The 19455-nt window shown below is 46.7% G+C and carries 19 protein-coding genes; 12 read left to right on the top strand and 7 right to left on the bottom strand.

Annotation, left to right across the window (positions count from 1 at the left end; translation table 11 throughout):
- Window positions 1-156: 156 nt before the first annotated feature.
- Window positions 157-759, bottom strand: a complete 603-nt coding sequence (locus H6F98_RS07480; RefSeq protein WP_192218038.1) for a Uma2 family endonuclease — start codon at window positions 757-759, stop codon at window positions 157-159.
- 86 nt (window positions 760-845) lie between these two features.
- Here H6F98_RS07480 and H6F98_RS07475 point away from each other — a divergent pair, with 86 nt between their 5' ends.
- The 3 genes from H6F98_RS07475 (at window position 846) to H6F98_RS07465 (ending at window position 3161) form a co-directional block, all read left to right on the top strand.
- Entirely contained in the window at window positions 846-1022 is a 177-nt protein-coding gene (locus H6F98_RS07475; protein ID WP_192218037.1) for a hypothetical protein, read from the top strand.
- Between the two features lie 13 nt (window positions 1023-1035).
- Window positions 1036-2637 carry an AAA family ATPase gene (locus H6F98_RS07470; RefSeq protein WP_192218036.1) on the top strand — a complete coding sequence of 534 codons (1602 nt, stop codon included), beginning with the start codon at window positions 1036-1038 and terminating at the stop codon, window positions 2635-2637.
- 68 nt (window positions 2638-2705) lie between these two features.
- Entirely contained in the window at window positions 2706-3161 is a 456-nt protein-coding gene (locus H6F98_RS07465) for a hypothetical protein (protein WP_192218035.1), read from the top strand.
- A gap of 72 nt (window positions 3162-3233) precedes the next feature.
- On the opposite strand, the gene H6F98_RS07460 is transcribed toward H6F98_RS07465, so the two are convergent.
- Window positions 3234-3374, bottom strand: a complete 141-nt coding sequence (locus H6F98_RS07460) for a hypothetical protein (RefSeq protein ID WP_192218034.1) — start codon at window positions 3372-3374, stop codon at window positions 3234-3236.
- Between the two features lie 238 nt (window positions 3375-3612).
- Between H6F98_RS07460 and H6F98_RS07455 the strand changes: the two genes are divergently transcribed.
- Together H6F98_RS07455 and H6F98_RS07450 are read left to right on the top strand one after the other, a co-directional pair.
- Window positions 3613-3987: a DUF1257 domain-containing protein gene (locus H6F98_RS07455; protein ID WP_192218033.1), complete on the top strand. Its 375-nt coding sequence runs from the start codon at window positions 3613-3615 to the stop codon at window positions 3985-3987.
- Between the two features lie 134 nt (window positions 3988-4121).
- On the top strand, window positions 4122-5084 hold the full coding sequence (locus H6F98_RS07450; protein ID WP_192218032.1) for a hypothetical protein: 963 nt from the start codon (window positions 4122-4124) through the stop codon (window positions 5082-5084).
- Between the two features lie 170 nt (window positions 5085-5254).
- Here the strand turns inward: H6F98_RS07450 and H6F98_RS07445 are convergent, their stop codons facing one another.
- The 3 genes from H6F98_RS07445 to dnaK all read right to left on the bottom strand — a co-directional run bounded on the left by H6F98_RS07445 (window position 5255) and on the right by dnaK (window position 8664).
- Window positions 5255-5443 (bottom strand): hypothetical protein, encoded by a 189-nt coding sequence (locus H6F98_RS07445; RefSeq protein ID WP_192218031.1) that lies wholly within the window; start codon window positions 5441-5443, stop codon window positions 5255-5257.
- A complete protein-coding gene (locus H6F98_RS07440; RefSeq protein WP_192218030.1) occupies window positions 5406-6428 on the bottom strand; it encodes a DnaJ C-terminal domain-containing protein in 1023 nt (340 codons plus the stop codon). Before H6F98_RS07440 ends, H6F98_RS07445 begins: the two co-directional genes overlap by 38 nt.
- 139 nt (window positions 6429-6567) lie before the next feature.
- Window positions 6568-8664: a molecular chaperone DnaK gene (gene dnaK / locus H6F98_RS07435; RefSeq protein ID WP_192218029.1), complete on the bottom strand. Its 2097-nt coding sequence runs from the start codon at window positions 8662-8664 to the stop codon at window positions 6568-6570.
- 598 nt (window positions 8665-9262) lie between these two features.
- Here dnaK and H6F98_RS07430 point away from each other — a divergent pair.
- The 5 genes from H6F98_RS07430 (at window position 9263) to H6F98_RS07410 (ending at window position 13621) form a co-directional block, all read left to right on the top strand.
- Window positions 9263-10246, top strand: coding sequence for an alpha-ketoacid dehydrogenase subunit beta (locus tag H6F98_RS07430; RefSeq protein ID WP_192218028.1), 984 nt, complete (start codon window positions 9263-9265; stop codon window positions 10244-10246).
- A 300-nt stretch (window positions 10247-10546) separates the two neighbouring features.
- A complete protein-coding gene (gene secD / locus H6F98_RS07425) occupies window positions 10547-11950 on the top strand; it encodes a protein translocase subunit SecD (protein WP_192218027.1) in 1404 nt (467 codons plus the stop codon).
- A 14-nt stretch (window positions 11951-11964) separates the two neighbouring features.
- Window positions 11965-12888: a protein translocase subunit SecF gene (gene secF, locus H6F98_RS07420; RefSeq protein ID WP_192218026.1), complete on the top strand. Its 924-nt coding sequence runs from the start codon at window positions 11965-11967 to the stop codon at window positions 12886-12888.
- Window positions 12889-12956: 68 nt separating this feature from the next.
- Window positions 12957-13370 carry a hypothetical protein gene (locus H6F98_RS07415; protein ID WP_192218025.1) on the top strand — a complete coding sequence of 138 codons (414 nt, stop codon included), beginning with the start codon at window positions 12957-12959 and terminating at the stop codon, window positions 13368-13370.
- Window positions 13371-13438: 68 nt separating this feature from the next.
- Window positions 13439-13621 (top strand): hypothetical protein, encoded by a 183-nt coding sequence (locus H6F98_RS07410; RefSeq protein ID WP_192218024.1) that lies wholly within the window; start codon window positions 13439-13441, stop codon window positions 13619-13621.
- A gap of 6 nt (window positions 13622-13627) precedes the next feature.
- On the opposite strand, the gene H6F98_RS07405 is transcribed toward H6F98_RS07410, so the two are convergent.
- Together H6F98_RS07405 and H6F98_RS07400 are read right to left on the bottom strand one after the other, a co-directional pair.
- The gene (locus H6F98_RS07405) at window positions 13628-15553 is read right to left on the bottom strand and encodes a PAS domain S-box protein (protein ID WP_192218023.1); all 1926 of its coding nucleotides are present in this window, start codon (window positions 15551-15553) and stop codon (window positions 13628-13630) included.
- Between the two features lie 359 nt (window positions 15554-15912).
- Window positions 15913-17220 (bottom strand): arsenic transporter, encoded by a 1308-nt coding sequence (locus tag H6F98_RS07400; RefSeq protein ID WP_192218022.1) that lies wholly within the window; start codon window positions 17218-17220, stop codon window positions 15913-15915.
- Window positions 17221-17528: 308 nt separating this feature from the next.
- Here H6F98_RS07400 and rtcA point away from each other — a divergent pair, with 308 nt between their 5' ends.
- Window positions 17529-18626 carry an RNA 3'-terminal phosphate cyclase gene (rtcA, locus tag H6F98_RS07395; RefSeq protein ID WP_192218021.1) on the top strand — a complete coding sequence of 366 codons (1098 nt, stop codon included), beginning with the start codon at window positions 17529-17531 and terminating at the stop codon, window positions 18624-18626.
- A gap of 171 nt (window positions 18627-18797) precedes the next feature.
- Window positions 18798-19319, top strand: a complete 522-nt coding sequence (locus tag H6F98_RS07390; protein WP_192218020.1) for a cyclic phosphodiesterase-like protein — start codon at window positions 18798-18800, stop codon at window positions 19317-19319.
- Window positions 19320-19455 lie beyond the last annotated feature (136 nt).

Genomic DNA, 19455 nt, shown 5'->3' with positions numbered 1-19455 from the left:
CGGCTCAATTTCTCTGACTCACACTAAGCCTGATGACACAAGCTAGTGTAAAGTTTACCCCTATTTGTCACCCCACTCAAGAGTGATGGGTTATTTCTGCCGCGCTGCACTAGTAAAGCTGCTCACTCCAAAACTTATTTCAGGCAATAATCTTAATCACCAGATTGTTGCCATCCGTAAGATAAATCCTGGTAGCTCTGGAGCGGCACTTACTACTTCGGGATTATCTAAAATCTCAGGTTCTTCATGAGGACGGTATATGTATACTTTTCGGATTTTGCGCTCAATCAAAAATCCAAGTGATGTACCGTTGTCAATATATTCCTGCATTTTGTCTTGCAATCCTCTAAGAGTATCGATCCTAGAGCGTAACTCAATCACAAAATCTGGACAAATTGGAGCAAATGAGGCTTGTTGTTCTTCACTTAAAGCATACCAACGCTCTAGTTTAATCCAGGAAGCATCAGGAGAGCGCGTTGCCCCATTAGGCAGGGTGAAGCTTGTGCTAGAGTCAAACGTTTCACCTGTTCCATCGTAATCAGCCCAGTTTGCAAGTTGCTGAGCAATTTTAATGTTTCGATTGCCTATATCTGAAAAAACTGGTGGCATAATGATAACTTCTCCACTAGCAGTACGCTCAATTCTAAAATCACGATTCGCTTGACAGAATTCATAGAACTGTTCAATACTCATCGATTTGATAGCAGGAAAATTCACCATCAGCGGGACGCTTTCGGTTTGAATTAATAGCGTCGTCATGTTTTTTTCCTCATTTTGTTGAAGAGTGGAGACAGTATAGAATGCTTAGAATTTATCCAATCTGAAGCGGAGAGTGATGCAACTAAATGAGCAAGAGCGAGTGTTTGGAGAAGAACAGTTATCGCTATTTAGTAGTTGGGGATAATAGACGCTTGCTTGACTTCAGTACAATCGAGCTAGGTACACATCAACTCAAGTGTCCCATAACTTTAGTAACTGATTTTCGTCAAAACGCGATCGCTTCTGGCTCACCTATCCACTAACACGACAAGTCCAATGTCCTCAATGAGTCCCCATAGTGCCCTAGTACAACAGCTAGATTTAATGCTACGGGCGCGTTACCCGCTACTGTACATCGTTGGCGTGGAAGAAGAGCCAGTTGAAGAGGTATTGCTCGAAGTCGCACTGATGTCAGAGCCGGAACGTAAGCTATTGCTATGGGACATTGTGCGCGGTTGGGATGACAACGGTGCTGATAAAGGTTCAGTGATGGGAGCGCTGAACCGGATTGCCAAGACCTCGACAACCGAAGGTACAATTTTTGTACTACGAGATTTGCACTTTTTGCTGAAAAATCCCCATAGCGATCGCAACGCCCCAGTCATCCGAGAATTTAAAAATCTTTTGACGCGGGAACTCAAACGCAGCCGCAAAACCTTGGTGTTAACCAGCCATACTTTGGAAGTTCCTGCTGAGTTGAGCGAAGAAGTGACAGTTATCGATTTCCCATTGCCTAATGTGCGGGAAATTAATTACTTGCTTAACAAAGAGGTAGCACCTGACAAGCTCAAACTGAGTGGGTTAGCCAAAGAACAACTCATTAAAGCTTGCCAAGGATTAAGCCGCGAACGAATTCGACGGGTACTTGCTCTTGCACTTGCCGCAAAACAACAAGTGGATGAGACTGATATTGACCAAGTATTAGAGGAGAAAAAACAAACAATTCGTCAGACAGGCATTTTAGAGTTCTTTACAACTCACGAATCACTCAAGAGTGTCGGTGGGTTGGAAAACCTGAAGCAATGGGTCAGAATGCGATCGGATGCGTTTACGGAAGAAGCGAGACAATACGGCATTCCTAACCCCAAAGGTGTGTTGCTCGTGGGAATTCAAGGTACAGGTAAATCCCTAAGTGCCAAAACCATCGCTAATGAGTGGCGATTACCGTTGTTGCGACTGGATACAGGGCGGTTATTTGGTGGCATTGTCGGGGAAAGTGAAAGCCGAGTCAGGCAGATGATTCAACTAGCAGAAGCCATGGCACCCTGTGTCTTGTGGATTGATGAAATTGATAAAGCGTTTGGAAATCTGGCTAGTAGTGTTGATGGCGACTCTGGCACATCTCGGCGTGTATTTGGGAGTTTGATTACCTGGATGCAGGAGAAAACAACACCTGTGTTTCTCGTGGCAACGGCGAATAATGTAAGAATTTTGCCTGCTGAATTACTACGGAAAGGACGATTTGATGAAATCTTCTTTTTGAATTTGCCGACAGAAGTGGAGCGACAGGAGATATTTAAAGTACATTTGCAACGGTTGCGTCCTTCTCGGATGCGGGAGTTCGATATGGCACTGTTGGCAAAAACAGCGAAAGACTTTAGTGGCGCAGAGATTGAGCAGGTAGTGGTGGATGCAATGCACCGAGCCTTTTTTGAGCGAACAGAGTCAGGTAACAGACGGGACTTGGTGACAACAGATATTTTACGGGCAATAGAAGAGACAGTACCAATAGCTGCGATCGCACGCGAACAAATTGAAGATTTGAAACACTGGGCAGCCGAAGCAGGTGCAAGAACAGCCTCCAATGATACCCAGCTAGTGGATGAGTTGAAACGCTACACTCAGCAACGAGGCATCGGTCCTCTCGAAGTCGATTAAATTTATCAATTCCCCATTCCCCGTATATCAACTTTGAACTAAAACAAGGTATGAAACAAAGGTTGAGATTGAACTTACGAAAAGGTCAACTTTTCTTTACCATTGTTCTACTTACAATGGTGGGTATCACCCAGTTAGTTCATCGCCTACAGGAACCACTGGATGGTCGGTGTACTGGATTAGGATATCTAGCATCTAACCGTCCCACTACTACCGTTCCTGCTCTCAAAGTAGTTGTTAAGCCGTGGTTGGGTCGGCATCAAGTCTATGGAATTTTTCCGCTTCCTTTTGAGAAATGCAATCGGTCTGAGCCAGTCCTCCTAACAATCAAGGGCGTGGGCAATTACTGTCAAAGAGCCAAATATACTGAAGCCAATCACCGTTTTGAAGGAATTGAAACCCCACCGGGTCACACTTTGACGAGATATTACCTGAGAACTCGCACAACTTGGTGGTTGACTAGTGAAGGATTATTAGAGCAACTTAAACAACCTCAAAACTGGACGGTGACTTATAACAATTAAGCCGGATGATATACCTACTGCCGACTTGGTTTTACAGTAGGGTAGCCCAGAGTTGTACTCAAAGCTCACGTCTCAAAGGGCTAGTGTGCGGGGATAGACAGGAAGTGATCGCGCATCAGGCTCGTCCGCGATCGCAGGCGGCTCGTCGATGACCGTAAAGACGCGATCGCATGAGGCTACGAACGTGTGAATCTTGGTCGTGAACCCCAACACTAGGGTACAACCACTAATACCATAGTCACTTCGTTACAGTTGAGGAGGAAAAACGTTAGAAGATGGCACGATTAGAGTAGTAATTGCCTGGTGGGTTTAGAAGAAGTTAAGACTTCCCCCAGTACCGAAACCCTTGCGAGGGAAAGGAGAGCTAGACTCCTCAGTCAAGAGCAGGAGCAGTTGGGGGAGAGGTCAATTTTAGGCAGTTAATAACAACATAACTAAGGAGAAAAATTTCATGTCACATTTCACCACAATCAAAGTTCAAATCAAAAATGGTGAAATCCTACAGCAGACATTGCAGGAATTGGGATACACGTTAGAGTACAACAAAAAAGTCCGAGGCTACGCAGGGAATAAAACAAACGCTGAGTACGTCATCCGGCAAGACAATGGCTATGATTTGGGTTTTCGCCGCAATGGTGAAACTTACGAGCTAGTTGCAGATTTTTGGGGAGCGAAGATAGATCAGCAGGCTTTTGTAAATTCAATTATGCAGAAGTATGCTCATAAAATGCTGATGACATCGGTGCAGGAGCAGGGTTTTAATGTTGAAGAGGAAGAAACCCTGGAAGATGGAACGGTGCGGGTAATTGTAGGACGGTGGGTGTAAGGCGAAAGCTACGCTAACACTCCTTGCATAGCTAAACCACACTAAGCATCGACGCTAAACTAACCGCCGTTATGCCAACAAAACGGAAGCGGAGATTCCTCATTGTTTCCTTTTCACCCTAGGAGAATGCTTTCATGTCTTATCGAAGAGTTGTAAGGATGCTCACAGTAGGCTTGTTAGCAATCTTGACGGTGGTTCTACTTAACTTTGCTGCACATAGCGCCCAGACGCTTCGCGTTTATCATATTGGCAACAGCGTCACAGATACTATCAACTACAATGCTCTTCGCCAGTTGGTAGAGAGTCGGGGACATCAGTATGTTTTTGGTAGGCACATGATTCCTGGGGCACCTTTGGCTTGGATTTGGGAACATCCAGCCGACGGCTTCCGCGAAGAACCTTTTGGCTACTACCCGAACGCTTTGCCAAATTACCAATGGGATGTCCTTACCCTCCAGCCATTTGACCGCCAGCTTGACAGCAACGACGGAGATTTGGCGATGGCAAAGAACTACATCAACCTAGCCTTACCAAAAAGCCCCAACCTTCGCATCTATGTCTACTCTCGCTGGCCTCGCCGCAATGAAAATGGCAGTCTTGATTTTGACGAGAAATGGCTTAGGAAGTATACGAGTGAAGGAAATGGCACAGAAGAGTCGCGGGACTATTTTGAGAAGCTAACTTCCGAGTTGAGGAAAGCGTACCCCAAAATACAAGATCGTATTTTCATGGTGCCAGTGGGTGATGTTCTGTATGAACTAAACCAACGGATAAAAGCGGGTCAGGTACCAGGATATACAAACATCACGCAAGTCTATTCTGACGGCATTCATTTTAACGATGTAGGTTCCTACATTGTGGGGTCTACGTTCTATGCAACGCTATTCAAAGACAATCCAAAAGGGTTGACCGCAAGCCCTTACAAGGTGAACAATCCTGAGTTAGTTAGTATCATTCAGGATGCTGTCTGGAAAGTTGTCAGCACTCATCCCCTTTCGGGAGTAGGAGTGGCTTCTGCTTCCCAACCCCAAACCCAAACTCAAGCCCAATCCGCTCAGGCGAAGAAGCAAAACTGTCTACTGAAGGCTTTTGGATAATTAGTGTATCTGTGTAGGAGCGATAACCAAGAGCGGGATGCTAGGCTAACGCCTCGCTTCGCTAACGCTAGCGCGTTTCTTCCGAAGTGCGATGTTCAAATTGAAGAGTGCGATCGCCTTTAACTCTCCCTCAAAAACAAACTGAATCAAGTTTTCATTAAACAATACAGTTAAAGCCGCACGGCTGTGCGCCCTTGACTATATTGCTGAATGCAAAGTAATTCAGCTTGGGAGTAGCGATCGCTTTCCAGCAAGTTTCCCCAATCCCCAATCACTAATCCTCTAGCCGTATCAACACTCTGATAGCGGCACCGGATTAAATTAAACTGGCAAATCAAGACGAGGGTTGAAGTTTTCAATCTGCCGCAGTTTTTCGTAGAGTTCTCGTGCTTGGGGACTAGGGTCTCTGGGAACGGTGATTTGGATTTCGACTAGCTGATCGCCTCTGGTTCCAGTGGTGCTGGGGTAGCCTTTACCTGCAAGTCGGAGTCGTTGCCCTGACCGGACTCCATTTGGAACAGTCATTTTCACTCTGCCATCGAGGGTCGGCACTTCGATTGCGCTACCTAGCACCGCCTCACTAGGAGTTACTGGCAACTGACAGAAGATATCTGAACCCTCTAGTTTGAAGAAGGGATGGGGAGCAACTGTAATTCTCAGGTAGAGGTTGCCACCCGCAATGCCCTGTCCCTTGAGCCGCACACGCTGACCTGTCACCATTGCAGGAGGTAAATCAATTTCCAAAGACCGCCCGTCTTCTAAGCGGATTCTCTCTCGCCCTCCTTCATAGGCTTTTTCTAAAGGCAGCGTTAGTCGTGCCTCGATATCTTTGCGATCGGCACGAGGATTAATGGTGTAAGCCGTTTTTGTTGTTCCTGGTCGGAAGGCATCTGATGTGTTGACTCGGACACTAGAACGTTCCGGTTCTGTTGCTGCTGCCCTTGCCGCGTTACGGCGTCCTAGCAGTTGGTCAACAAAGCTATTAAAGTCTCCAAACTGACTGAAATCAACTTCTTGGGTAGAGCTACGACCACCACCATTGCGATTGCGGAATGTTCCGTCATTATCGCCTGTTGTTCTAAAGTTCGGTACTTTAGAGCCTTTTTTGAAACCTTTTTTCCTCAAAAAGCGGCTGAACTGGTCGTATTGCGATCGCTTATTTGGGTCGGAAAGAACCTCATACGCCTCACCGATATCCTTGAACTTCTCTTCTGCTTCTTTGTCTCCCGGATTTAGATCCGGGTGATACTGCCGAGCCAGCCGCCGATAAACCTTTTTAATTTCTTCATTGGATGCCTCTATGGGCACCCCCAAAATCTCATAATAGTCCCGAAAGTTTTGCATAGAGATAGTGTTTATCGATCCTTTAATTAGCGGCTAGCTCTTCGTTACCAAAGGTTGGTTTGGGGCGAGAAACGTGATGAACTTTAGATTAGCTCCCTTAAACGACTTTCTCAAAAAAAGCTTTAACAGCTAATTGTGGTTAGAACCAATCATCGTCATCATCATCCCAATCATTTTGTAATGGCGCACGACGCGGTTGAGGTCGTGATGAACGACCGCCAGCATCGTAAGGGTCACGGTAAGAATCACGAGAAGAGTCACGGTAGGAGTCACGAGAAGAGTCACGGTAAGAATCACGAGAGGAGTCACGGTAGGAATCACGAGAGGAGTCACGCCGATCATCGCGATATCGGTCACTATCACTCTCTCCCGTAAAGGTACGACGAATCGAGCCAAAGAAGTCATCATCCTCATCATCCGCGTATTGCATCCGCACCTCGCGCTTCAACTCATACACGGCATCCTGAAGATCAGATTGTGCCCGATCAATACTACGCTCATCATCACGTTTGATCGCCTCACGGAGTTCAGCCGCCAACGCTTCAATCCGACGTCGATAACCACTAGCAAACTGCGAACCGAAATCTAGAGTCACCTCTTTGAGTTGCCGTTCTGCGTCATTTGCCAGAGTCTCAGCGCGGTTACGCTTCTCCACACGCTCCCGCCGTTCCCGGTCAGTTTGGGCAAATTGCTCCGCTTCACGAATCATCTGGTTCACTTCTGACTCACTAAGAGTAGAAGCGCCTTGAATCGTGACACTTTGTTCTCGACCCGTTGTCCGATCTAACGCTGTAACCTGCAAAATCCCATTCGCATCAATATCAAACGCTACCTGGATTTGAGGCACACCTCTTGGTGCAGGAGGAATACCCGTCAGCTTAAACCGACCGAGAGACTTGTTATCCGCCGCCATATCCCGTTCGCCTTGCAGGACATGAATCTCCACAAGCGTCTGATTGTTTTCAGCCGTGGAAAATATATCAGAACGCCGTACCGGGATTGTGGTGTTACGGGGGATAAGCTTTTTGGTGACACCACCGATGGTTTCTAATCCTAAGGACAACGGTGACACATCCAACAACAGCACATCCTTCACTTCACTGGTGAGAATACCTGCTTGAATTGCCGCTCCTACTGCCACCACTTCATCAGGATTAACGTTCTGATTTGGCTCTTTATCTATTAAGCTTCGCACCAGTTGTTGGACGAGTGGGATACGTGTTGAGCCACCGACTAAAACAATTTCATCAATTTGAACGGGACTTAAGCCTGCGTCTCCCAATGCACGTTTTAACGGTCTACGCAAGCGGTTGATTAGATCAGCACATAATCCCTCAAACTGAGGGCGGGTCAGGCGTGTTTCTAGATGCTTTGGCCCATCTTCTGTTGCGGTAATAAAGGGTAAATTGATGTCACTGACACCGACCCCTGAAAGCTCAATTTTCGCTCTTTCCGCCGCTTCAAAGAGACGTTGTAAGGCTTGGCGATCGCGTCTTAAATCGACCCCTTCTGTTTCCAAAAATTGCTCTGCCAACCAGTCAACAATTTTTTGATCAAAATCATTCCCACCGAGTTGAGTATCACCACTCGTTGCTTTGACCTCAAATACTCCATCCCCAACTTCGAGGATAGAGACATCAAACGTACCGCCTCCTAAGTCAAATACCAAGATTGTCTCGCTCTCTTGGCGATCTAATCCATACGCCAAAGATGCTGCTGTTGGTTCATTGAGTATCCGTAGTACCTCTAAACCAGCAATCCGTCCCGCATCTTTGGTTGCCTGCCGCTGAGAATCATTAAAGTAAGCGGGAACTGTAATTACCGCACCTGTCACGGGTTGTCCTAGATAGCGGCTTGCCTCATCTGCTAGCTTTCGCAGCACCATTGACGAAATTTCTTCAGGGGCAAAGTCCTTCTTCAAACGAGGACACTTAATTTTGATGTTGCCATTGTCATCCCGACGTATTGTGTAGGCAACGCGCTTAGAATCTGCACTCAATTCTGTATACTTGCGCCCAATGAAGCGCTTGACCCCATAAAACGTATTCTGGGGGTTGAGTACCGCTTGGCGGCGTGCCATTTGTCCAACAAGCCGTTCTCCGTCCTTACTGAAGCCAACCACCGAAGGCGTTGTCCGCATTCCTTCTGCATTGGCAATTACAACCGGCTTGCCACCCTCCATGACAGCTACCACGGAGTTTGTTGTACCCAGGTCAATGCCGACTACCTTGCCCATGCGTGATTTTATCTCCTCTCTTGAAGTGCCAACTCAGCGTTTCGACTTTACTTTTTCCATAGACTGCTGACCAGAGGATTTCTCATTGTGTGCAATTATCCCAAGGGCTTGCTCACCAATAACTCCTCACTGTTAGCTGATTAAAGAGCTGTACTAAGGAAGTTCTGAACATATTCTATCGTGCAGGAGTTGCCTGTCTGTTGGTGCGATCGCCTAAACTAGCCAGCCATCGCCTCAGCTAACTAGTCGCAATTAGTATAATTGCTTAGCGTAAGGCATCTGAGTGCTAAGAGGAAGTCACTCTCCTTGAGCGAAAACTAGTCGTTTGTAGAAGAACCCGGATTGGGGGACGTTGCCCCCCAAACCCCCTCCTCACTAAAGCTCCGGTGGGGGACAAGCGTCTCCCCCAAACCCCCCCGCGCAAGGGTCGGTTGGTTGCAACTGAATTTATTAAGTCAACGCCATTCATGCTAAGAGAGTGTGCGGCATTCCAGGAATGATGCACTCTTCGAGGAGCGATGAGAACTGGTAACAAAATCTTCTTTTCCCTGGCTAAGGCAATGTTAGGATGGCATTTGCCCCATTTGGTTAGGGATTGATGGCAGAAACACTTTTCTTCAACGCGCTGCGTGAAGCCATTGATGAAGAAATGGCACGCGATGAGGCGGTATTTGTTCTGGGGGAGGACGTTGGTCACTACGGCGGCTCCTACAAAGTTACAAGAGATTTGTATAAAAAATACGGTGATCTGCGGGTTCTCGATACCCCGATCGCTGAAAATAGCTTCACTGGCATGGCAGTCGGTGCAGCAATGACAGGGTTACGACCAATTATCGAAGGCATGAACATGGGCTTTTTGCTCCTTGCCTTTAACCAAATTTCCAACAATGCTGGGATGCTACGCTATACCTCCGGTGGTAATTTCAAAATCCCTTTGGTGATTCGAGGACCCGGTGGTGTTGGGCGTCAGTTGGGTGCAGAACACTCACAGCGACTAGAAGCCTACTTTCAGGCAGTTCCAGGTTTAAAAATTGTCACCTGTTCCACTCCCTATAACGCCAAGGGATTGCTTAAGGCTGCGATTCGCGACGATAATCCTGTTTTGTTCTTTGAACACGTCCTTCTCTACAACCTTAAAGAAGATTTGCCAGAAGAGGAGTACGTACTACCTCTTGATAAAGCGCAAGTAGTACGGACAGGTAAAGATGTCACGATTCTGACCTATTCCCGGATGCGTCATCATGCTATGCAAGCTGTGAAGCAGTTGGAGAAAGAGGGACTTGACCCAGAGGTCATTGACCTGATTTCCCTCAAGCCTCTAGACTTTGACACGATTGGTGCTTCTATTCGCAAAACTCACCGAGTCATCATCGTTGAGGAGTGTATGAAGACAGGTGGGATTGGGGCGGAACTAACGGCTTCAATTAATGATCGATTATTTGATGAACTCGATGCACCCGTACTGCGACTGTCATCTCAAGATATCCCAACGCCCTATAACGGTGTTCTGGAGAATCTGACGATTGTGCAACCGCAGCAAATTGTGGAAGCTGTACAAAAAATGGTAGCGTTGCGGGTTTAAGTTGCGATCGCTTTCTAGCGAAAGAAAGGCGATTGGTTGGAATGGATTAACCCTAGGGGTTTCAAAAGTCTTTTTTAGGAGTTGCACATCGCACATTCAAAGGAAGCTAGAGGTGCAAAAGGTAGCTCTTGGAGGAAGTTTAGACTTGTTTCAACAATGAAATGGGAAGGCTTTTTCGCTACTGCACCTCTTCCCCTGCTTTGCCAAGGTTAATAGTTCGCCAGCGACCAAGACATTGCTCAAAAGGTAGGGGCATCTGCAAAAGAGATATCATATCACTTGTTGCGGCGAGTCGGAGTTATGCAAAAACAGCGTTTATTATTAGCCTTTATCCTAGTCCTTGTAATAGCAGCGGTCACGGTGCTGGTCAAGATTCCCATCCAGTTAGGACTGGACTTACAGGGAGGGGCGCAACTGACTATTCAGGTAAAGACAACAGAAGACATTAAACAAATCACGTCCAAGGAACTCGAAGCTGTTCTTAGTGTGGTTGAAAATCGAGTCAACGGGCTTGGGGTTTCAGAACCCGTGGTACAAACAGTTGGTTCTGATCAAATCTTGGTGCAACTGCCAGGAGTGAATGACCCGCAACAGGCAGAACGAGTCTTAGGAGGAACAGCGCAGCTAGAGTTTCGGGAACAAAAACCGGGAACCGAGGCACAACTGGTGATTGAAAGACAGGTGCAACAGGAGAAATTACTGAGACAGGAACAACTGAGACAGACAGGTGATCAAAACGCGATCGCCGCTAATCAAGAAGAACTCCAAAGCAGTAACGAAGCAATCATCAAGCTATTTGAACCCGCCAAACTTACAGGAAAAAATCTTAAAGATGCTGGCACCCAACCCGCTCAAGGCGATAATGCCTGGGAAGTAACTCTCCGCTTTGACCCAGCAGGCGCGGAAGGGTTTGCTCAGCTAACTAAAAACTTGGCAGGAACGGGTCGCAGCATTGGTATTTTCCTTGATAATGCTCTGATTAGCTCGCCTACAGTTGGGCCAGAATTTGCCGCAAATGGAATTACGGGTGGAAATGCTGTAATTACTGGAAACTTTACGGTTCAAACGGCTAACGAGTTAGCTGTCCAGTTGCGAGGAGGCGCACTACCTGTACCAGTGGAAATTGTCGAGAACCGCACTGTCGGTGCAACGTTAGGGCGAGACAGTATTCAACGCAGTATCTATGCTGGCATCGGTGGTTTGGTCTTGGTCTTGATATTCATGGGTGTCTACTATCGGTTACCGGGTTTGATTGCTGATGTTTCACTGGTTATTTATTCAGTGCTAACAATCGCGGCTTTTGTTCTATTGGGAGTCACTTTAACCCTGCCAGGGATTGCTGGATTCATCCTCAGCATTGGTATGGCAGTTGATGCTAACGTGCTGATTTTTGAGCGGACGCGAGAAGAATTAAGAGCTGGTAAGACCTTGTATCGTTCTGTAGAGTCCGGTTTTTACCGAGCATTTTCGAGTATTTTGGATGGTAACGTGACCACAGTGATTGCTTGTGCAGCGCTGTTTTGGTTGGGTTCAGGTTTAGTCAAGGGTTTTGCCCTAACACTCGGTTTGGGAGTAGCCGTGAGTATGTTTACTGCGCTTACCTGTAGTCGCACCTTCCTGCTACTTGTGGTTCTTGGATTCCCAGGATTGCGTCAGAGGCCTGAACTTTTTGTTCCCAACCCACCAGCGTCAGTTAAGTCATAGGTGAAGGGGTCAAGATGAAACTCAATGTAATCAAACAGCGATCGCTTTGGTGGACGATTTCTGCCACTATCATCCTTGCGGGTATCATCAGCATGGTGATTTCTACAGCAACACTGGGAACACCTTTACGTCTGGGTCTAGACTTTGTTGGTGGTACAAGGCTGCAATTTGAACTGGATTGCACAAAACCTGGTAACTGTGACAAACCGATTGATGTGGCAACTGTTCGGGATGTAATGGCCCAGCAGGGCTTAGGTGGTAGCAGCATCCAAGTGTTGGGCGAAAAACAACAAGCGCTGACGATTCGCACGAAGACACTTAATGGTGAGGAACGCACCCAACTACGAAATACCCTAAGCGAAAAAGTTGGTGCATTTGATCCTCAAGCCACTCAGATAGATACAGTTGGTCCAACCTTAGGTCGGCAGTTGTTTTCGTCTGGCTTACTGGCGATTATTCTTTCTTTCGCGGGTATCCTCGTCTACCTAACCTTCCGATTCCAGTTAGACTATGCATTTTTCGCCTTTATTGCCCTATTCCACGATGTCATTATCACCGTTGGGATATTTTCCATCTTGGGTTTAGTACAGGGTGTTGAAATCGATAGTCTCTTCGTCGTTGGTATCCTGACGATTATTGGTTTCTCGGTTAACGACACGGTTGTCATTTACGACCGAGTGCGGGAGGTAATCAGCCTGAATCCAGAGCAGAACATTGACCAAGTTGTTGATGATGCTGTAAATCAAACTCTAACTCGGTCGATTAACACTACGTTGACGGTGCTGCTGACATTGTTCTCTATCTTCCTGTTTGGCGGTGAAACGCTGAAAAACTTTGCCCTGTGTCTAATTGTTGGATTTACAGCCGGTGCTTATTCGAGTATTTTCATCGCTAGTACACTGCTAGCCTGGTGGAGAGAACGCACCGCCAAAGCCTAACATTAGTTGATTGCTGCCCAACTGCTTAGTGGATATGCACTGCGCTATAGCCAGACTCAACTGCCAAAATGGAACAGCCAGACACAAAGATGCCTCAAACTACCCACCCAGACCTTGACCCTACCTTTAAGGCACAGGTAAAACGGTTACATAAGCTAACCGTCTACGGTCGTTGGTTGCTGGTTGGCATCCTTTGGCTAACGCTTGCGCCATTAAGTTTGTGGGGATGGCAGTATGAACTTTCGTTGATGCGATCGCATTTTACCTGGGCAGCCCTACGCTACGCAATTGTCTACAACCGCCTACCTGCACTCGGTCTTGCTTTCTGTATTGGTATGACTGTCGCTGTCTTAGTTTGGCAAAGTCGGAATGTAATATGGGGACTACCACCCCAAGAAGAACACCGTCTAGAGCAACAAGTACGTCGAATTTCTCAGCAAGGACCAAGTCACCCCTTATGGAAGTGGATTGGTAAACCTTGAGCAAGGAAAAGCTTTCAGCTTTCAGCTTTCAGCTAGAAGCGGCTGAAGTTTAAAACAGGAAAAGCCTAATGTATATCCCAACAAACCTAGCCGATGAACTGAAGCGCTACCTCGAAAAGCAAGCGAATAAGGGCGACCTAGAGGCGCAAACGCTTTTGACTCAAATCGAACAGGCTGCCTCCTCGCCATCAGTAGTAGCGCAGCAAGCAATGAATATACCAGCCTCAGATGGCATAGAACTAGGGTGTTGACATGGCTTAATACCCTCCGTCACACTCAGACTCAGATAATTGTGATGAGGACTTACGCTGCCTGATTGGAATTGCGATTAAGAACTCTGCCCCTTTTCCAGGTTCGGAAACACAAGTTAACTGACCGCCGTGCTTTTCCACAATGATTTGGTAACTAATGGATAAGCCTAAGCCAGTGCCTTTGCCCACTGGTTTTGTCGTAAAGAATGGGTCAAATAACTTACGGCAAACGTCCTCGCTCATTCCTGGGCCTGTGTCAGCAATCCGGATTACAGCATGAGGAACTTTTTCCTCCGTGCTGTTTCCGGCATACTCTCTCCGCATATCCTGAACGCCAGTCTTGATTGTGATGCAACGCGACGTATCGCGGAGTTCTGGTGACCCCTCCAACACATCAATGGCATTAGTGAGGAGATTCATGAATACTTGATTGATTTGTCCCGCATAACATTCCACCAGTGGCAGGATTCCGTACTCTTTGAGAAGTGTAATTTCCGGATGCTGGTCCGTTGCTTTCAAGCGGTTCTGCAAAATTAAGAGTGTACTTTCAAGCCCGTCATGGATATCTACGGGTGTCATCTCGACTTGCTCAGCCCTTAAAAAGTTCTGCAATGACAGAACAATTTGGCGAATCCGGGTTGCTCCTACCTTCATCGAAGCCAGGAGTTTTGGCATATCTGCCATTAGGAAATCGAAGTCAATGGCATTCATCTCCGACTGGATTTGAGGCAGTGGCTCAGGGTAGTAATGGGAATAGAGCTTCATTAAGCGCATCAAGTCTTTGATGTAGCAAGTCGCATAGTCGATGTTGCCATAGATAAAACCAACAGGATTGTTGATTTCGTGAGCAACACCAGCGACGAGTTGCCCTAGACTTGACATTTTTTCTGTTTGAATTAACTGAGCTTGAGTGCGCTGAAGTTCTTGCAAAAGAGACGTAGCGTTGCGCGTTTCAATCTCCAATTGCTCAGCTTGGTTTTTCAAGCGCGCTTCTGAACGGCGTAAAGCCATCTCAGTGCGCTTATGTTCAGTAATCTTCTGCTTGAGAAGCTCATTCGTCTCTATCAGTTCAGCGGTTCGCTCCTCAACCCGTTTTTCTAACTCGTCATTCGCCTTTTGCAACGCATCTTCAGCAAGCTTGCGTTCCGTAATATCCCGTGTCACTCTGGCAAAACCACTTAGTTGTCCGTCCTCTGCATGTAAGGCGGTAGTGACAACATTTGCCAAGAACTTCGAGCCATCTTTGCGTACTCGCCAACCTTCTTCTTCAAAGCGACCCTGACCTGCTGCAATGTCTAATCCTTGCTGCGGTTTGCCTAGCTTTATATCCTCGTTTGAATAAAAGCAGGAGACATGCTGACCAATGATTTCTGAAGCGGAATACTGCTTGGTGCGCTCGGCACCTGAGTTCCAGCTAACCACATAACCTTGGGAATCAAGCATGAAAATGGCGTAGTCGTTAACGCCCTCTACCAATAAGCGAAAGCTCTCTTCAGTTTCTGCTCTAGCAGCTTCTGCTTGTTTATGCTCGGTATTGTCACGAGCAACTGCGTAGATCAATTCGTGTTCTTGGCATAGCGTGACGTTCCACGACAGCCACTTATAGGAACCATCTTGGCAACGGTAGCGATTTTCAAACTGTACCGGGCAAGTTTCTGTGGCAAGCTTGTGTAACTGCTCACGGGTTGATTGTTGGTCTTCTGGATGAACAAACTCAACCCACGGTTGACCTCTTAGTTCCTCAGTGGTGTAACCCAGTGTTTTCTCGCACATCGGGTTGAGTTGCTTGAAATAGCCATCAACCCCCACGATGAAAAACATATCTAGCGTCAGGTTGAAGAACTTCTCCAGCGCACCCTCAAGAAAGTGTTCGGGTTCAGTTTTTTCTCTCTTTCGCTTAGTGGTTGGGCTTTCTGCCACTTTGGTTACCATTGATCATTCACCTAGTTTATTGGCTCAACTCCTCTCTAGCGTTTTGAGAGCGACAAGGAGACTCTAAAAGACCTAGCTTTTAGGCTAAGTCTACAAAAGCCAAGGCGCGGGGTAGTCGAAAAGTGCTTTTGAGAAAGCAATTGGCATAACAAAATATTACGCCGTGCTAGCTCAGAAGCTATTGTTGAGAGGTAAGCAGATACACCCTAATAGTAATGAAACTTTTAAATCTTTATTGCTAGTTTAAACCCTATGTCTAGTTTCCTTGATAAATTTATACTACTTTATCTTTCTTAAATTGTTATTAATATTGCTTAGACACTAGAAGATATCACGTCTACCCTAGATGTACAAGACAATTAGGCAATGATCCAGGGAAGCCAAATCGCTAAACTGAGCAAGCTAATAAACAAAACAGGAATGGTTAGGATGAGAGCGATAGGAATGTATTGAAAGGCACTAATACGAAATCCTTTACGCGCTAGAACATCCAGCCAGAGCAGTGTTGATAGGCTACCGAGCGGTGTAATTTTTGCCCCTATATTACAACCAATTATATTCGCGTACACCATGATTTCTTGAAGAATGCGATCGCCTCCAGAGACATCTTGAATGGCTAAAGAGTTGAGTAATACCGTTGGCAGATTATTCATCACCCCAGAAAGCAGAGTTGCCAGAACACCAGTGCCAGTAGCGGCAAGCGTTAGCCCCCAACTTGAGAGGAATTCTAAGCATTGACTCAATAGCGCTGTTATTCCAGCATTACGCAAGCCGATGACAACCAGATACATCCCTAAGCTAAATAAAATCACCTGCCAAGGGGCTTCACGCAAAATCTTACGGATGGGAATGATGGGGATCGCATCTTTATGAAACCAACGCCCTGCTAATGCCAGCATTACCAATGCCCCAATTCCGGCAATACAGGAAACGGGCACACCCAACGGTTCCGCAAAAAAGTAGCCAATTAAAAGTAACCCTAAAATCGCAAAGCTCCACTGACAGACGAGGGGATCGCGAATTACCTCCCGTGGTGGCGGCAAACAAGCGGGATCATAGGTGAGTGGGATGTGTCGGTCAAAGTAGAACCAAAGAACAGCCAAACTGGATGCGATCGCAACGAAATTGATCGGCACCATCACCAAAACGTAGCGCAAAAAAGAAATATTGAAATAGTCAGCCGCAATGATATTGACGAGATTACTGACTGGTAACGGTAAGCTTGTCGCGTCAGCAATAAACCCCGTAGCAAAGACAAACGCAAACGTTGCTTTTGGATTAAACCCTAATAGCAGCAGCAGTTCCATTACTGTAGCTGTCCAGATCAGGGCAGTTCCATCATTGGTAAACAAGGCTGTCACCAAGGCTCCCAGCAATATCACTAAGAAGAACAGTAGATGCCCATTCCCAACCCCCCAACGAGCCAAAATCAATGCCAACCAGCGGAAAAAACCGGCTTCATCCAGGATGAGGGAAATAATCACCAAAGCAACTAAGGTAAATGTCGCATTCCAGACAATTGCCCAAACTGTTGGGACATCCTGCAACGTAACAACACCCGTGGCAAGGGCAAGCAGCGCCCCACCAACAGCACTAAATCCAATCCCCAGTCCTCGCGGCTGCCAAATAACCAGGGTAAGAGTGAGAAGAAAAATTGCGATCGCCACTGGGAAGCTTAAATTCTCTCTTCGGAGGCAACAGAACCAGTTTATTGTAGGGGATCTATCTCAAGGGCTTTCAGAGGTTAGCGCGTTCTTATAGTAGTGCGCTAGGTGAATTGATGATAGCAAAGGTGATCGCCCAAGAGTGCTGCCTCAGCTTTAGGTGAGTAGACTTCGAGGAGGATGGAAGCGATCGCCCCTTTACTAATTCTCCCCTCCTAAGGCGTATGCTCTTTGTCTTGATGTGACGATACCCTTACAGTGGACAAGCGCGTGCTGAATCCAGATTTAATTAAAGACACACATTAGCCAATATGCTTCACATCGACGGCTCCCACGGCGAGGGTGGTGGTCAGATCTTGCGGACTTCCCTAAGCTTAGCTGCCATTACTGGTCAACCCATTCGCCTTGAGCGGATTCGGGCAGGGCGTGAAAATCCGGGACTATCAATTCAACACTTGACGGCTGTGCGAGCAGCCGCCAGCATCTGTCAGGCTCAGCTTAAAGGGGATGCCGTCCGTTCAACAACACTAGAATTTATTCCCCGTTGTCCTGTTCAAGCGGGACACTATACCTTTGACGTTGCTCAGACTACAGGCGCAGGTTCCGCAGGTGCGATTACTCTGATTTTGCAGACAATCCTATTGCCCCTGGCACTAGCAACGGGTGACTCGGTAGTGACGCTTAAGGGCGGAACGCATGTGCCTTGGAGTCCACCCATTACCTACATTGAGCAAGTGTATCTCCCCATCCTGAACCAGATGGGTGTGCAGGCAGAAGTACAGCTACACGCTTGGGGTTGGTATCCTCAAGGCAATGGTGAGGTGGAATTGCGGATAATCGGCAGGAACGCTTCGCCTCTACAGGGTATTCAATTGCTAGAGCGGGGAGAATTACAGCAGGTACGGGGCTTAGCTGTCGTGACGCAACTTCCCTCCCATATCCCTCAACGAATGGCGAGTCGAGCAGAAAACCTATTGCGGGAAGCACAGCTCAAAGCTCATGTACAGCCACTGCGAGGACGGGGAATTGCACCAGGAGCGGGAATTGTTCTCACGGCTGAGTACGAGCATAGTCGAGCTGGCTTCGGCGCTGTGGGAAAACTGGGAGTACCAGCAGAGCGAGTTGCTGAGATGGCGACGGAGGAGTTGCTAGAGTTTCACGCCAACGGCGCACCTGTAGAGTTGCATCTGGCAGATCAGTTACTGCTACCAGCCGCCTTGGCATCAGAATCAAGCCAATACCGAGCTACCGAAATTAGCTTGCACCTAACAACCAATGCTTGGGTAATCGAGCAATTTGACTTAGCCAAGGTTGGCATTGATGAAGATGCTCAGCTTGTTACCGTTACACCGACAAATAGCGCCTTGCTTGATGGCTCAGTTCCATCTCTGAAGGCTACCAGTGAATGAACCTTGCTTACCCGAATAATTGATGGATTAAACCTCATGCATTCACGCACACAAACATTGCAATGAAAATCTCTCTCCCCTACCACCACAACCTAACCCCTAACACCTCTTCTAAGTCTTGATTAAAACACTCCAATCTTCCCGTAAAAACGATTATTAAGGAGTTTTAAGTTGAAAACTAAAGTATCATTCTGGCTTATTCCCTCAGACGAGGATAGGGCATATTTTCAGGAAATTATCAATATTCTTGCACAAGAGTATGATGCTCCAGCTTTCACTCCTCATGTCACTATTTACTCAGGCGAATATGCGCCGGAAGAATCTCCAACTGCCCTACTTGAAAAAGCAACACAGCAAGTTCAAGGTTTTAACCTAAGAGTAGATAAGCTTCTGTATACAGAGGAGTATACTAAGTCTTTTTTCGTGCAATTCCACCCTAGTTCAATTCTGAGCCAGATATCAGAAACGTTACAAAACAGCTCACAAAAGCCTTCTGAATTCGCTCTTAATCCCCATTTGAGCTTAATTTACAAACATTTGAATGAGCTAATCAAGCAAGGTTTAATGACTAGGGTGAATTTACAAAAGACTGAAGTTTTTTTTGATGAAGTACAAGCTATTGCAACTTCAGATACAGTCCAAAACCGAGAGGATGTAGAGAGCTGGAAAGTTATTTATACAAGGAAGCTTTAATAAGTATAAATAAGCGGTATGTTGCTAGTTAATATATCAATAAAGCCTTGAGGCTTATACCCTGGCTTTTGGGTGAGGGGTTGAGCACTATTCAATCTGTCTCAAACTTGTGCCATCCTTGACTTAGGTGATGCAA

The sequence above is a fragment of the Microcoleus sp. FACHB-SPT15 genome (assembly GCF_014849525.1).
Lineage (GTDB): Bacteria > Cyanobacteriota > Cyanobacteriia > Cyanobacteriales > Coleofasciculaceae > Symplocastrum > Symplocastrum torsivum.
Note: the sequence above shows the minus strand (reverse complement) of the source record. Positions and strands in the feature narration are given on the sequence as shown.

Excerpts from the sequence above, each read along its gene's own strand:
- H6F98_RS07480 (WP_192218038.1), bottom strand. The coding sequence starts at position 759 with ATGACGACGCTATTAATTCAAACCGAAAGCGTCCCGCTGATGGTGAAT.
- H6F98_RS07475 (WP_192218037.1), top strand. The coding sequence starts at position 846 with ATGAGCAAGAGCGAGTGTTTGGAGAAGAACAGTTATCGCTATTTAGTA.
- H6F98_RS07470 (WP_192218036.1), top strand. The coding sequence starts at position 1,036 with ATGTCCTCAATGAGTCCCCATAGTGCCCTAGTACAACAGCTAGATTTA.
- H6F98_RS07455 (WP_192218033.1), top strand. The coding sequence starts at position 3,613 with ATGTCACATTTCACCACAATCAAAGTTCAAATCAAAAATGGTGAAATC.
- H6F98_RS07450 (WP_192218032.1), top strand. The coding sequence starts at position 4,122 with ATGTCTTATCGAAGAGTTGTAAGGATGCTCACAGTAGGCTTGTTAGCA.
- H6F98_RS07440 (WP_192218030.1), bottom strand. The coding sequence starts at position 6,428 with ATGCAAAACTTTCGGGACTATTATGAGATTTTGGGGGTGCCCATAGAG.
- dnaK (WP_192218029.1), bottom strand. The coding sequence starts at position 8,664 with ATGGGCAAGGTAGTCGGCATTGACCTGGGTACAACAAACTCCGTGGTA.
- H6F98_RS07430 (WP_192218028.1), top strand. The coding sequence starts at position 9,263 with ATGGCAGAAACACTTTTCTTCAACGCGCTGCGTGAAGCCATTGATGAA.
- secD (WP_192218027.1), top strand. The coding sequence starts at position 10,547 with ATGCAAAAACAGCGTTTATTATTAGCCTTTATCCTAGTCCTTGTAATA.
- secF (WP_192218026.1), top strand. The coding sequence starts at position 11,965 with ATGAAACTCAATGTAATCAAACAGCGATCGCTTTGGTGGACGATTTCT.
- H6F98_RS07415 (WP_192218025.1), top strand. The coding sequence starts at position 12,957 with ATGGAACAGCCAGACACAAAGATGCCTCAAACTACCCACCCAGACCTT.
- H6F98_RS07410 (WP_192218024.1), top strand. The coding sequence starts at position 13,439 with ATGTATATCCCAACAAACCTAGCCGATGAACTGAAGCGCTACCTCGAA.
- H6F98_RS07405 (WP_192218023.1), bottom strand. The coding sequence starts at position 15,553 with ATGGTAACCAAAGTGGCAGAAAGCCCAACCACTAAGCGAAAGAGAGAA.
- rtcA (WP_192218021.1), top strand. The coding sequence starts at position 17,529 with ATGCTTCACATCGACGGCTCCCACGGCGAGGGTGGTGGTCAGATCTTG.